The 14,187-nt window shown below is 40.8% G+C and carries 12 protein-coding genes; 4 read left to right on the forward strand and 8 right to left on the reverse strand.

Features of this window, described 5'->3' with window-relative positions:
* Positions 1-332: 332 nt before the first annotated feature.
* From IEW93_RS09865 to speA, 8 genes are all read right to left on the reverse strand, one after another.
* On the reverse strand, positions 333-3,176 hold the full coding sequence (locus tag IEW93_RS09865; protein WP_188739169.1) for an ExeM/NucH family extracellular endonuclease: 2,844 nt from the start codon (positions 3,174-3,176) through the stop codon (positions 333-335).
* 202 nt (positions 3,177-3,378) lie between these two features.
* A complete protein-coding gene (locus tag IEW93_RS09870; protein WP_188739181.1) occupies positions 3,379-4,269 on the reverse strand; it encodes a putative ATP-dependent zinc protease in 891 nt (296 codons plus the stop codon).
* Between the two features lie 53 nt (positions 4,270-4,322).
* Complete coding sequence (locus IEW93_RS09875) at positions 4,323-4,673, reverse strand: DUF3802 family protein (RefSeq protein ID WP_188739170.1); 351 nt, start codon at positions 4,671-4,673, stop codon at positions 4,323-4,325.
* Between the two features lie 79 nt (positions 4,674-4,752).
* Positions 4,753-5,331 (reverse strand): YceI family protein, encoded by a 579-nt coding sequence (locus tag IEW93_RS09880; RefSeq protein WP_188739171.1) that lies wholly within the window; start codon positions 5,329-5,331, stop codon positions 4,753-4,755.
* Between the two features lie 83 nt (positions 5,332-5,414).
* Positions 5,415-5,870 (reverse strand): YaiI/YqxD family protein, encoded by a 456-nt coding sequence (locus tag IEW93_RS09885; RefSeq protein WP_188739172.1) that lies wholly within the window; start codon positions 5,868-5,870, stop codon positions 5,415-5,417.
* Positions 5,871-5,899: 29 nt separating this feature from the next.
* Positions 5,900-6,538, reverse strand: coding sequence for a pyridoxamine 5'-phosphate oxidase (gene pdxH / locus IEW93_RS09890; RefSeq protein WP_188739173.1), 639 nt, complete (start codon positions 6,536-6,538; stop codon positions 5,900-5,902).
* 215 nt (positions 6,539-6,753) lie between these two features.
* Positions 6,754-7,680: an adenosylmethionine decarboxylase gene (locus IEW93_RS09895; RefSeq protein WP_188739174.1), complete on the reverse strand. Its 927-nt coding sequence runs from the start codon at positions 7,678-7,680 to the stop codon at positions 6,754-6,756.
* A 107-nt stretch (positions 7,681-7,787) separates the two neighbouring features.
* Positions 7,788-9,698: a biosynthetic arginine decarboxylase gene (speA, locus tag IEW93_RS09900; protein WP_188739175.1), complete on the reverse strand. Its 1,911-nt coding sequence runs from the start codon at positions 9,696-9,698 to the stop codon at positions 7,788-7,790.
* A gap of 585 nt (positions 9,699-10,283) precedes the next feature.
* Here speA and IEW93_RS09905 point away from each other — a divergent pair.
* The 4 genes from IEW93_RS09905 to IEW93_RS09920 all read left to right on the forward strand — a co-directional run bounded on the left by IEW93_RS09905 (position 10,284) and on the right by IEW93_RS09920 (position 13,704).
* On the forward strand, positions 10,284-11,117 hold the full coding sequence (locus tag IEW93_RS09905) for a CvfB family protein (RefSeq protein WP_188739176.1): 834 nt from the start codon (positions 10,284-10,286) through the stop codon (positions 11,115-11,117).
* A 111-nt stretch (positions 11,118-11,228) separates the two neighbouring features.
* Positions 11,229-11,882 (forward strand): YceH family protein, encoded by a 654-nt coding sequence (locus IEW93_RS09910; protein ID WP_188739177.1) that lies wholly within the window; start codon positions 11,229-11,231, stop codon positions 11,880-11,882.
* Positions 11,883-11,974: 92 nt separating this feature from the next.
* On the forward strand, positions 11,975-12,808 hold the full coding sequence (locus IEW93_RS09915) for an ABC transporter permease (RefSeq protein ID WP_188739178.1): 834 nt from the start codon (positions 11,975-11,977) through the stop codon (positions 12,806-12,808).
* Entirely contained in the window at positions 12,805-13,704 is a 900-nt protein-coding gene (locus IEW93_RS09920; protein WP_188739179.1) for an ABC transporter ATP-binding protein, read from the forward strand. Before IEW93_RS09915 ends, IEW93_RS09920 begins: the two co-directional genes overlap by 4 nt.
* Positions 13,705-14,187: the final 483 nt, after the last annotated feature.

Genomic DNA, 14,187 nt, shown 5'->3' on the forward strand with positions numbered 1-14,187 from the left:
CTATTTCGTTTCGTTGGCTTATCAGACATGGCCCTCGTGCTCAATTCACTACAAGGACACTGTTATATTTACTGTGTTATATATTAGCCATCACCACAAGAATGTGGTCTTTGTTACTGTTTAACATCGCTTATAACGCCGTTAGAAATGTTGAGAGTAGCACAATGGGCTCACTGCAATTTCTGGCTTATTCTTAGGTTTTTTTGCTACGCAATCTCTGATCACTTATTTATCCCGATTGGTATCATTCATTAACGACAAAAAAGGTGCATTGAGCACCTTTTTATCCGTAATGATTGTCATTTTAAATAGTGACCGTAGAGGTCATCATGTTAAAAATTAACACTGGTTTTGCCTTTCTCTCCGTCATTATCGACTACAGTTAGCTCAACGCTTTTTTCACGACGACTTAAGCTGTAGGTAACTATTCCAGATGCTTTTCGACCACTATTAAATAACCATTGATGCTGTTTAATCACCCCATCTTGATCATAACTGGTTGAAATAAACAACTTGATAAACCACAGATTAATTTGGCTAATTTGTGCTGTAGGCGCCACATTTTCGGCCTCAAGAACCACATTAACGGTTTGTGATGTGGTTGCCACCTCACCTTTGTCGTCGGTTACAGTTAATTGCACCAGGTATTCACCCGACTCTGCGTATTGATGTGATGCACTCGCGCCGACAGCCGTGGCGCCATCTCCAAAGTCCCACTGCAATTGAACAATGTCTCCATCACTGTCAGCAGATGTCGACAATACCTGTAATAGACTTCCGGTTAATTGCTGTTCAAAACTGGCTAAAGGAGCAAGGTTTACCGGGGTAAATTGCAGTGACACAATCACAGGATCATGATCTGATGAGCGAAACGCATTATCTTGATAGAGTGATTGTTGTTGCAGATCAGACTTATACTCTAGGTTATAATCAAGCACAATCGGTTCATCCGCATTGATGTGCCATTCCGTTATCCCTACCACATCATCAAGCAGTGCATTGTTAGCCAATGCATGATCAAGTTGTCCAGACTCGCCCGCAAACACATATGAATAAGGCGTTTGAACACCAAGGTGATGGCTTAATTCGTGGTAACCATGGCTTGCTAACATGCTCAACGGATCTTCTTTGGCATAGGCATTTAAATCGCCTATAACCAATACCTTGCTGTTTGGATACTGATCGGCTAACCATTGCCCTATCGCATCTGTGGCTCGCGTACGTGTGATATTACAATTACCTTGACCATCAAGGGTGTCTGGATCATTTGCGCTATTGCAATCACTGCCTTTTGACTTAAGATGATTGACTGCTACTACCACAGTTTCATCGCTGCCATTCACAGTAAAAGCTTGGGTTAACATCGGCCTATTTTTGCTGTCATCAAATAATATTAATCCACTATCATCAACGGGTGAATTGCTTGATGACAAAATACGTGCAGCACCAGAAAGTGACAACTTATCGGTACGATAAATCATGCCAACACTAATGGCATCACTACCAATTTGCGCCACATTTGGCATAACAACATCATAGAGGCTTGCTCCAATGGCAGCATTTAATCCTGTCACTAAGTCGTAAATTGCAGAGGTGCTGTCATAGCCATCGTTTTCAATTTCCATTAATCCAAAAACATCGGCATTAATGGTGTGCATTGCACTGATAATTTTTGTACGTTGGCGCTCAAACTCAGCGGCAGAATCGGCACCACGCTCCGTTGGAAAACCGCCACCGCTCCCATCACCATTAAAGTAGTTAAGTACGTTAAAACTGGCAATACGTAAATCACTATCACTGACCAGCTCTGGAGAGGTTTGGCGAGGATTAGTTTGCACCACATTGACAACATGGGTAGGCAAAATACGATATTGACTAAAGCCATAATGCATCACACCTTCAAGCTCTGTAATACTGTCGCCCACTCGTAATGAATTGTCTGCCGACAAACCTGGAGCTGGATATGGGATAACAGCAGGGTTTTGACTAGTAGAACCGTCATCTAAAATAATGCTGTCTTTGGTGTTTGCTTCAGTAACCGCAAGTGCATCTGCACCGGGCGTCGCAACTTGTGTACCAATAAAGTGACGTTGAGAGCCGAGTAATACCTCGCCGTATCGCCCTAAACTGTATACATCATTAACAACTAATGTTTGTTCAAATCTAACTCTCATGCCTTCTACACGCTCAAGCTGCTGAGTTTCTGCCATGGGTAATGTTACCGTTGCCGCTGCAGGCAATACCTGTTCATTAGCACATAAGGCAAACTGGCTCACTCCAGATAATTGAGTTGTGCCGTTATATTCAGACACAGTTGCAGCAATTCGAACACGATCGCCTACATTCACTGCTAAGGGCTGGTTAGCAGTGTAAACAAAAATACCTTCTGAGGTATCTGCATCAGCATCTACTTGGGCATCAGCCATTTGCAAAAACAGCCCTGATAAGCCTGTTTGATTATCGCTGGTTACAATAGCTTCAACCACCACAGAGTTACCGACCATAGGGCTGGTTTGTGTGTTACCTTGTATCTCATGGATTGCTACCGCAGCTTGACCACACACAAATTCGACAGGATCAACGGGGTCGACAGGATCAATCGGGTCAACTGTTCCTGTTCCAGAAAATAAACCTAAATCAGCCACATCATCTTGAGCAAAACCTTGCCAGCCCGTTAATGTTACCGCATCGTCAACCACGATATCTGGTGTCAGATTATCAATATCTCGACGGAGAGTATTATTTTGTGTCGATAAGTCTCCACTGCCCCACTCAGCTCCTGGGTCATTCCCCACTTGGCCAAGTGAATCAACAACCACATCATTATGGGTTAACACAATGGCGTCATCTCCATTGAAAAAACTGGCACTACTTGTCTGCTGCGCTAAAGCTAAAATATCTGCAGAAGCATCATTATCGGCAACCACAAAGGTTGCATTCGCTGCAACACTGCCAATTAAACTGATGTTGGTTGAGGCAGTTGTACTACCATTAAAATAAAATGATAAAACATAATCACTTAAATCAATGGTATTAGCCGTTGGGTTAAATAATTCGATGGCTTTATTGTTGCTGCTACCTTCGATATATTCGGAGATAAGTAAGTCTTGTGAATTGGCTTGAAATGCCATAAGTGTTGATATTGAAACGGCAAGCAAAGTCTTATTGCTCAACATAATTGACCCCTATTACGATTGATTAATGTAATTAATTACTTGTACTTGATATGTCTATTTAAGAATTATTAGATAAATATCAGTCAAGCGAGGGCAACTATATCCTTATGCAATGACACACCTGTTGCAATTGTGTTGCACAGGTGTTTCAGAAATATAAAAACCGCCCATTAAGAGCGGTTTTCAAGAAATACGATTGGTTTTAAGATTTTTTATTTACATCAACAATATAACGCCCTTGAAGCCAATTACGACCAATTAATAGTTTATAGCCCATTTTAGTGCGATCAGCTAAATTGACATCGACTAGGTATTCTTCGCCTGGCACACCGACATTTAATCTCACTGTATAGCGTGATTCAGTGCCCTGAGCATTACGGATCAACGCGGTGCTACGAATTTTGGTACGAAGCTCGACTTGTTCACCTTTTTCATTTTCAGTGGTAAAAGTAATGATTTTACCAATGTTGTTATCAATGTTGACTGTATCTTCGTTTTCGACTTGAATATTAACCGCATGCAACGAGTTTTGTCCCGCTCCGGTATCGATTCGAGTATCAAATAACAACCCTGTTTGCTTAATACTGAGGGTAGCAACCGGGCCTATAGTTTTATTATGTGCAACGTCAACAACATAACCTTTTTTTATAAAATTACGCCCAATAAGCAGCTTGTAATTCATGTGGCTGCGGTCGCGTAGGTTAACATATACCTTATGTAAATCACCGGGATGGCCCACGTCTAATTTAACCATATAACGGGTTTCTATGCCTTGAGCGTTTTTAACTTTTGAAGTACTCACAATCTCGGCCTGCATGCGTTGTTTTTGGCCTTGCTCATTTTCTGTGGTGAACTCAATCATTTTACCTATATTGTGTTTCATCTGCTCAGATGCACCACCAATAATGTGTAAATCGACTGCGTGTAAAGAGGTATTAACAGCGCCGGTATCAATACGTGCTTTAAACATTAATCCAGAATTGTCTACCGTCATTGACTCAACTTGACGCAAAAGTGTAAATTGCTCACTTGCAAAAACAGACACTGAAACTAAACAACATAACAAAGCAGAAAACACAATACTTCTAAACATCATCAATCCCAAAGAGTTAAAACATGTAACCTAAAATGTGTTGCATTTTGCGTTTAACGTAATAAATGATCAATTTCTTGATCGAATAAATTTTTAATTAGCCCAGAAAATTCGGTAATAAAAATGCTTTGCTCTGGGGTGGCATTTTGATTAGCCACTGAAGCTAAAATTTCTTCTAAATCATAGACAATTGCATCAATTTCACGGATAACCATGTTACGTTGAGCAAATGACAATTGCGGATTTTGACCACAAACCATAATGATCTGAGCAGATAATTGCTCCTCAAATAACTCCATCACAGTTTCCGCTGCGGCAGCATTGTTTTCAGACGCTTCAAACAAGCCTAAGTGCTCAGTCAAATACTGAATTAAATGCATATATCCGTCTTTATCGGTAACCATGTTTTCACCTTTATTTACGACTAATTTTATAAAAATGGCTTCGATCTATTGATAAAAGCCACAATTAAACTGTTCAGTGTTATTGCGATAATGTTAGCACAAATGACACTGGAACAACTAAGCTGATACTCGGTAAGCCTGCGATTTCTCTTAACTTTTCAACACCAGCCACCAAATTAAACTCATCAGCTTGAACCAACACAGGTGCAAAGCTACTCACGACCAGTTTATTATCTGATAACTTAGCAATTAACACGTCAATCGTTTTATTTTGCTTTTTACCATGCATAGCAACTGAGGCATTAATTTGTGTCGTGAGTGTATCACCCACTTTCATTCCCATTAAAAGCTTAGGATTAATGAGGGCGTTCACTTTAAGCTGTGGGAATTGTGCCACCTCAAACAAAATAGTTTGCATACGTTCGTCACGTATTTGTATTCCCGTATCAACCGAATTAAGATCAATACTTAATGCAAACGCACCAGCATCGGTTAATGAGCCGGCGACCTGCTTAAAGTGATGTACCTCAGCAATATCGTTTTTCTTGACTGAAATAAAGCTGACACGTGAATGATCTTGATTGACTTGCCAATCGCCTGCCATGGCTTGAAAACTTAATAACCCAGCAGCGAATAAAGGTAATGCTATTTTCATCATTTCGTCCTTTTTGTTAATAATGACACGTTTTACCACTACAAAAACAAGTATAGATGACGACTCCACCGATTTGACAATTGTCATTATTTTACTTTCGCAAGCCATTTATCTAATGCTTGTGCAAATGCGTGCTTATCCGCTTGTGAGAAACTATTTGGTCCACCGGTATGTATACCACTGCTGCGCATTTCTTCCATAAAGTCTCGCATGGTCAGGGTTTGCTTGATGTTTTCAGTGGTATATACCGTCCCTCTAGGGTTGAGCACCAGCGCCCCTTTTTCAATTGCATCAGCCGCCAATGGAATATCGGCAGTAATCACCAAATCCCCTTTGCTTACCTGTTTAACAATATAATTATCGGCCTCATCAAAGCCTGAGCTGACTCTAATCATCGAAACAAATGGAGAAATAGGCACTTTTATCAGTTGATTAGCCACCAATACTAGCTGAATCGATTTGCGTTCAGACGCCCTAAATAACATCTCTTTAACGGCATTTGGACACGCATCAGCATCGACCCAAATTTTATTGCTTATCACGCGATAATGCTCCTGTTTATTAACACAGATTAAGGTGCTAACCGATCTATTTGCCACTCGCTATCTGTTTTACTGTACATAAATCTGTCATGTAGGCGATGCTCACCACCTTGCCAAAATTCGATACTGCTTGGACGCACTAAATAACCGCCCCAAAATTTAGGTAAAGGCACCTCGCCTTGGGCGTATTTTGCCTTCATTTCAGCAAATTTTCCTTCTAAAGCCTGGCGCGCTGAAATTTTACTCGATTGCTTTGATACCCATGCAGCAATTTGGCTGTCTTTGGGCCTACTCATAAAATATTTAGCCACTTCTATCATCGACAAAGGTTCAGCCTCACCGACGATTGCAACTTGACGCTCTAATGGGTGCCAAGGAAACAACAAACTGATTTTACTGTTTGCAGCAATTTGCTTGGCTTTACGGCTTTCGAGATTAGTAAAGAACACGAACCCCTTGTCGTCAAAACGCTTAAGTAACACGATGCGTTGAAAGGGTTGGCCTGTTTCATCTACTGTGGCGACACACATTGCGGTCGGATCTGTCAGCTGAGCATCTTTGGCCTGCTGGATCCATTTTTCAAATAAATCCATTGGATTTTGAGGTAAATCACCACGCCTTAAACCACCTTGAGTGTACTCACGGCGAATATCACTTAAATCACTCATTTGTGCTTCCTTGTTTATACTCACTCGATCTATTTTACGCTGAGCTATTACATAAAAGCCAACATCTAAACCTTGGCTTTACCATTTAATACCATTTCCAATCATGACCGGTTCAAACAAATAATGATTAAATGAGATAACACACCATTTTTTAATTAAGCCTTTACCGGAACCCAACAAAAGTAACCGAGAGTGGCTATCTTGTTTCGGCCTGATTACATTAATTCGGGGTTCAAAATTTCAGTACCGAGCTGTTGAAAGTGGCCAAAATACACCTGATAATTTTGCTCTATAGGGTATGTGCAATGGGCTAAACAGATATTTTTAGGCTGGTTTGCGGCTATAACGGGAACATTAAATCCAATTGAGTCCCAACTAATGGGTTGCAATAATGCCAATAATTGCGCAGCGACTGGATTATCAGAGTCTGCCATATCAAAATTGGTTTCTACACTCACATAAGAGCTTTGCTCCTGCGGAGTAATGTGAATGGTAAAATATTGCTCGTCTTTTATACCGTTAACTGAAAAGCCTAATGGGCTAAATAAGTGAGCATCTAGGTTAAACCCAGCAAATAATGTGCTTAAACCTAATCGTTCACACACTTGCTCGACACTTTGCTTTGTTGAAGTTAAATACTGAGCGATAGGGCCGCTAATGTGATACATCAGTAGCTCGCTAGTCTTATCTTGTGCCGCGATCAAAGAGGTGTCACTGGTAAAAATAAAATGGTGATGACTGTCAAGGTGACCAATTCGACAAGCTTTTCCGGGTATGTATTGACGTAACCGGGCAATGTCATCGGCAAACGTAGAGGCTTGTAAATGAGCTAAATATTCATTCTTGCGTTGATAGCTCACAAACGCCACGTTTTTAACGCCAATATGCTCAAGCAATGCCAGTAAGCTGTCTATTAAAGTCGATAATCCGCAAGTTAACATAACAATGCGGTTATCCCATACAAATAGGCTCGATTCACTTAATAAATAGGCATCGCAATGTTGATTATCAATAACAGAAATAATGTCTGCTTTAGCAAGACTGACGATTTGAGTCCAAAAATCTAAGCCCAATAGCCGTAATGAGCCATGAGTGGATGCGGTTATGATCTCAACTTTTTTTTCAGAACCTTCAAAAAACATCAGTGTAGTTAACCTTTAAATACAGTAATGGCGTCACGATAAATAAAGGCTTAGTTATTATGCATAACTAAGCCTCATATTACGTATATATCATCTTTCGCTTACATTTAGAAATCTTCTAAATAAGTGTAACCTTCGAGTCCAATTTGTAACTCTTCTAAAATGCTAGCACGCTCATCTTCAACAATGTGTTGAGTCACTAACTCTTCGAAGGTACGCATAAACTCATCAGCATCCAAGTTAACATAACGTAATACGTCAGCCACGGTATCACCTTGGAGTACCGACTCAATATTTGCAGCACCATCGGCATCAAGACGAACAACTGCCGAGTTAGTATCACCAAATAGGTTATGCATATCACCTAAAATCTCTTGATATGCTCCCACCATAAAGAAGCCGATTAAGTATGGGCTTTCTTCACTCCACGCAGGCACGGGTAATGTGGTTTCAATACCCTGACCATCTACGTATTGGTCTACAATACCATCTGAGTCACAGGTAATGTCTAACATTACAGCGCGGCGCTCAGGCGCTTTGTCTAGGCCAGACAAAGGCAATACAGGGAATACCTGATCGATACCCCATGCATCTGGTAACGACTGGAATAAAGAGAAGTTAACAAAAAACTTATCTGCAAGCTTTTCGTTAAGTTCATCAATAATTGGACGGTGGTAACGATTGTTATTACTCAACAACCCCTTCACTTCATGACATACACGTAAGTGAGTTTGTTCAGCCCATGCACGGTGCGCTAGGCTAAATTGGCCAACAGCAAATAATGAATGTGCTTCAGCGATATCACTTTGAGTATCATGATAAATCTCAATAATGGCACGTTGATCATGTCCGCCACTGATTTCTTCCCACGACTGCCACATATTGTGTAATAGTTGCGGTGCATCTTCTGCAGGCGCTTCAATTACTTCGGGCATGTACGCTTCTGTACCAATCACATCAGTAATTAATACCGCATGATGCGCAGTTAAATGGCGGCCAGACTCAGAAATAATACGCGGCATTGGCTGCTCGTACTCATTACATAAGTCAGTTAACACATTAACGATGTTGTTAGCATATTCGTTCAAACCATAGTTCATCGAATTGTTGCTTTGGCTACGAGTACCATCGTAGTCAACGGCTAAACCACCACCAACGTCAAAACACTTGATGTTTGCGCCTAACTGACGCAACTCACAATAAAAACGCCCCGCTTCGCCCACACCTTGGCGGATATCACGAATGTTGGCAATTTGCGAACCTAAGTGAAAATGCAATAGCTGAAGAGAGTCAAGCATGTTAGCGCTTTTTAGTTCAGCAACAACTTTCAATACTTGAGCCGCAGACAACCCAAACTTTGACTTTTCGCCGCCACTAGCTTGCCACTTGCCTTTACCCTGGAATGCCAATCGAACGCGCAGACCTAAACGAGGTGTCACACCTAACTTAGACGCCTCTTCAAGCACCATTTTAAGTTCAGACATCTTCTCAAGTACGATATACACTTTATGGCCTAGTTTTTCACCAATAAGGGCTAAGCGAATGTATTCTTTGTCTTTGTAACCATTACACACAATAACAGAGCTGGCTTTTTGCGCCATGGCCAAAACAGCCATTAACTCTGGTTTACTTCCCGCCTCTAGGCCAAGTTGTGGCACTTCTTTTGATTTTTGACTGGCAAGAATTTCTTCAACAACGGTTTGCTGTTGGTTCACTTTAATCGGGTAAACTAACAAATAATCATTTTGATAGTCGTACTTAGTAATGGCATCGTTAAAAGCTTCACATAAGCTTTCCACTCTGTGGTGCAAAATCTGTGGGAAACGCACAAGTACCGGTAACGAAACGCCCGCTTGAACCATATTTTTGGCTAATTCATTTAAGCCAACTTTATGATCAGGATTTTGAGGATCGGGTGACACCGTCACTTCGCCATCTTCACGTATACCGTAAAAACCTTGGCTCCAGTGAGTCACGTTATAACCCGCGCGAGCATCTTCGATAGACCAATCAGACATAATTATTTTCCGTATTTGTATCAAAGTTAGCAGTACTTTTTATGAGACTGCTTGTTAAAATCCAGATAACGACCTAGCGCTATCTTTGGTATTCAGTTGCCATCTTTTGTATCTTTAACATGAGGTTAGCGTCTTTACCGGCACGTTGAACTCTCGATGTTATAAATGTTAAATAAAACTACGTTATGTAAGGTCAAACATCCCTATTAACATGCTCATGTTTTAATTAAAGGCATAACACATCTTAGTCTTACATTTGCATGGCTTGCAAACATTGTCGGCTAAACATAATCCAATTTATGTAACGAGTGTTTTACTGTTTAAATTAAAAATAAGATCACTTTATCAACGATAAACCTACTTGTAAAAATCGGCGCAATTAAAACCTGCAATGCAGTCTAATGCAAGTAAATTACCCATTAATTACCATAAAAGCCCTGATTTTCTGCCATCAAACCAGTTCAATTAAGCACTAAGCCAATAAATCAATTTCAACTCACGGTAATTGGCACAACCTAGCGTTGATTTACGTGTATAATTAACCGATTGAAACACCTTTTCATCTTTTATTAAGTAGAGTCATTCATGATACAAATCGGTAAACGTTATTCATTAGAAGTCGTAAAGCAAGTGAACTTTGGGGTTTACTTAAATGCTCAAGAGCTAGGACAGGTCTTGCTTCCTAATAAATTTGTCCCTGCCGGTTGTAATGTCGGTGATATGGTCGACGTATTTCTTTACCTAGACTCAGAAGATATTGTGATTGCCACCACCCAAAAAGCACTTGCCCAAGTAGGCGAATTTGCTTACTTAAAAGTAGTCGCTACAGGCCCTTACGGTGCATTTTTAGATTGGGGATTAGACAAAGATTTACTGCTACCTTTTGGTGAACAACACAAACCGGCAGAAGAAGGCCGTTCATATTTAGTGTATGTCCATGCCAATCATGCCGATGAGCGCATTATGGCGTCATCTAAAGTGGATAAGTTTGTCGACAAAACTGAAGCCCATTATAGCCCTGGTGAGCAAGTAAACTTAATTATCGGTGGCACCACCGATTTAGGCTACAAAGCCATTATTAACAATAAGCACTGGGGTGTTATCTACACCAATGAGGTTTTTCAAAAGCTTCGCTTCGGCCAAAAGTTAACCGGATTTATTAAAACCATGCGCAGTGACGGCAAAATTGATTTGGTTTTACAAAAAAGCGGTAAAGAAGATTTAGACAAAAACGCCCGTCTTATCATTAATAAACTGCGAAGCGCTGATGGATTTTTACCTTTGCATGATAAAACCGATGCAGACATCATTTACGACCAACTCGGTATGAGTAAGAAAGCCTTTAAAAAATCGATAGGCGGTTTATTTAAAGCAGGTGACATCAGCATTGACAGCGATGGTATTCGCTTAACCATGTAAATTAAGGTTATCGCAAATACATAATGAGTGGGTAGCGACTCACTCATTATGTCATTTCTTTCTAAGCCACAATAATACAAGTATTACAGCGATTTTTTATAAGGACAGTGTATGGAATTGACGTCATTAGAAGCCCGCGTTATCGGATGCTTACTTGAAAAAGAGCTCACCACCCCCGACCAATATCCTCTATCACTTAATTCATTAACCCTCGCCTGCAATCAAAAAAGTAGTCGCGAACCTGTAATGTCATTAAGTGAATCCGAAGTTCAAACCATTATTGATGACTTAACTAAAAAACGTTTGATCAGTGAGCAAACCGGGTTTGGCAGTCGCGTTGTCAAATACAAGCATCGTTTTTGTAATACCGAATTTAGTGAATTGCAACTCAGCAGCGCTGAAGTCGCACTTATATGTGTACTGCTTTTACGTGGCCCACAAACACCAGGCGAACTTAAAACTCGAACGCCGCGTTTACATGAATTTAGTGACGTGAGCCAAGTAGAGGCGACATTGCTGGGTTTGAGCCAACGAGATACACCACTTGTTGTGCAATTAGCTCGCGAGCCAAACAAGCGAGATTGCCGTTTTTTAGAGTGCTTTAGCGGCAACATTGATGAACACCAAATCAATAGCGGTGAGCATATACAAGTCTCAGCTCAAACACAGCACAGTTTGGCACAAGAAGCGCGCATCGCAGAATTAACAGAAAGAGTTGACGCACTAGAGCAAAAAATGGCTCGGCTTGAAACTTTACTCGACTAACTCGTTGAGCATGTGTGTAAACTCAAATATAAGGCCATCATTGGCATCATTACTGCCATACAATTAATGCGTGTCATCCAAGGATTATTTTTATGCAACACGTCTCAGTGCCCTCGGGGCTGTCTCATATTGGGTTATTGGCCAAATATGAACTTAGTAAACGCTTTACCAATAAAAGTGGCATGGTAGCCCTAATCGCTTTTATGCTTATTTGGGCGATTTTATTACTTTACCCTATCAAAAGTGCCTCTGAATTTATTATGGAGCCTAATTTCAGAAGCTTCACAGAAGCCCTATTTGGCCCCGGCAGTTTACAGCATTTATTTGAATGGCCTGTTGCTGAATTTGCCGTATTTTGGCTAGCAGCTTTATATTTATTTCCTCTGTTCAGCATTTTTATTGCCGCGGATCAATTCAGTTCAGACAAGCAGCGTGGCAGTTTACGTTTTTTAACCTTAAGAGTAAGCCGCAGCAGTCTTTTTTTGGGGCGTTTTGCGGGGCAAATGCTGATCCAATTGTCGTTAATTATACTCACTCTACTCGCAACCATTATCATGGTTGTCAGTCGTGATATGACGTTACTGGTTGCGGCGCTGAGCACCAGCTTATTGGTCATGGTTAATCTTTTTATCGTAGTATTACCCTATACAGCAGCCATGGCGCTATTGTCATTGCATGCTAACTCAGCAAGACAGGCGAGTATTTTTGCGATTATTCTTTGGGCATTAGTATCCATTGTTATCGGATTAATTAATTTCAAATTTCCGCAATTGAGTGGATTGAGTATCATTTTACCTGGTTCTCAAATTTCGAGCATGATAAATACCCAAGGCATTAGCTCGCTTGCCTACTCGCCAATTCCGTTATTGCAAACAGTTATTATTTTAGGACTGGGTAATTTATTAATGAAACGGAGTGCCCTATGAGCCTAATTCAATGCAATAACTTATCTAAACACTACCCCAATAAATTAGCGCTAGACAATGTTAACCTAAGCTTAAACGCTGGTGCACCAATTGCGTTAGTTGGCCCAAATGGTGCAGGTAAAACCACACTGTTTAGCTTACTGTGTGGTTATATTCAGCCCACTCAAGGCAGCGTGACGATCCTTGGTCATGCACCTGGTAGTAAGGCACTTCAAGGGGTGTTATCTGCCCTACCGCAAGATGCAGAACTTGACCCACATTTTAGTATTGCCTCGCAGCTACAATTTTTTGCAACACTGCAAGGCTTCAGTCAAGCCCAAGCCAAACAAGAAGTATCTCGAGTATTAAGTTTGGTCGATTTAGCACAGTCAGCACAAGCCAAACCCAAAAGCCTTAGCCATGGTATGAGCAAACGAGTCTCTATTGCGCAGTCGTTAATTGGCTCACCTAAAATTGTATTACTTGATGAGCCAACAGCAGGGCTCGATCCTGCCAATGCTAAAAAGATACGCCAAATCGTTAAAGATTTATCAAGTGAAACCACCTTTTTAATCAGCTCTCACAACTTAGATGAACTTGAAAAACTGTGCGATCAGGTGGTGTATCTTGAACAGGGTAAACTACAGCAATCGGTGTCGATTAAAGCCAGTCAGGCAACAGATTTTATTACATTAACGATGCAAACATGCGATATGGATAGCCTACATCAACAATTACTCGGATTAGCGCAGGTTATTGAAGTTAAACGCAGTGGTGATGAGCAGTATGTTATTGAGTATCAAAAACAAAGTAATTTTGAGCTAGAACAACAAATCCTAGGCTTGTTAGCAGAAAAGCAATGGCGATACAAAGCCATACTTAAAGGTCGAACACTAGAAGAAACCCTATTCTCATAAGCCATTGCAATATGTCAGTACAGGCCCGTTAACACGGGCCTTTTTATGGGCCTTTGTTTATAGCCTATGGGCTTTATTATGAGTCATATCAGCTTATTTAGCCTAAATTCAACTTCAGACTCAAGCTCTACCCAGCCGATTACGTGACGATGTTCTGCAATATATTGACTGACTGACAAACGAACCAACACTGGGCTTGATGTATAGGCTGAATTTAAAAGTGATGCACAGATTCGAGTATTCTCTATGTATTAAGGTGTTTGCGCTTTAAAACATGGCGATAAAGTCGTGCGCTAAAATAAAATACTTATACCAATTCCAGCAATTATCTGGTCATTCAGCGGGAATTCTGTACCTTCTAGGCAAGTAATAGGATTGTAGGCATAGTTACTCTCGGCAACTGCTCCTGCGTTGCTCTACCTCCTGCATCCATGCAGTCGTACGTCAAAATACTATTAAGCAGCATAGAAGGCACAGAAACCC

Origin of the sequence: Shewanella inventionis, assembly GCF_014641855.1 — a bacterium.
GTDB classification, from domain to species: domain Bacteria; phylum Pseudomonadota; class Gammaproteobacteria; order Enterobacterales; family Shewanellaceae; genus Shewanella; species Shewanella inventionis.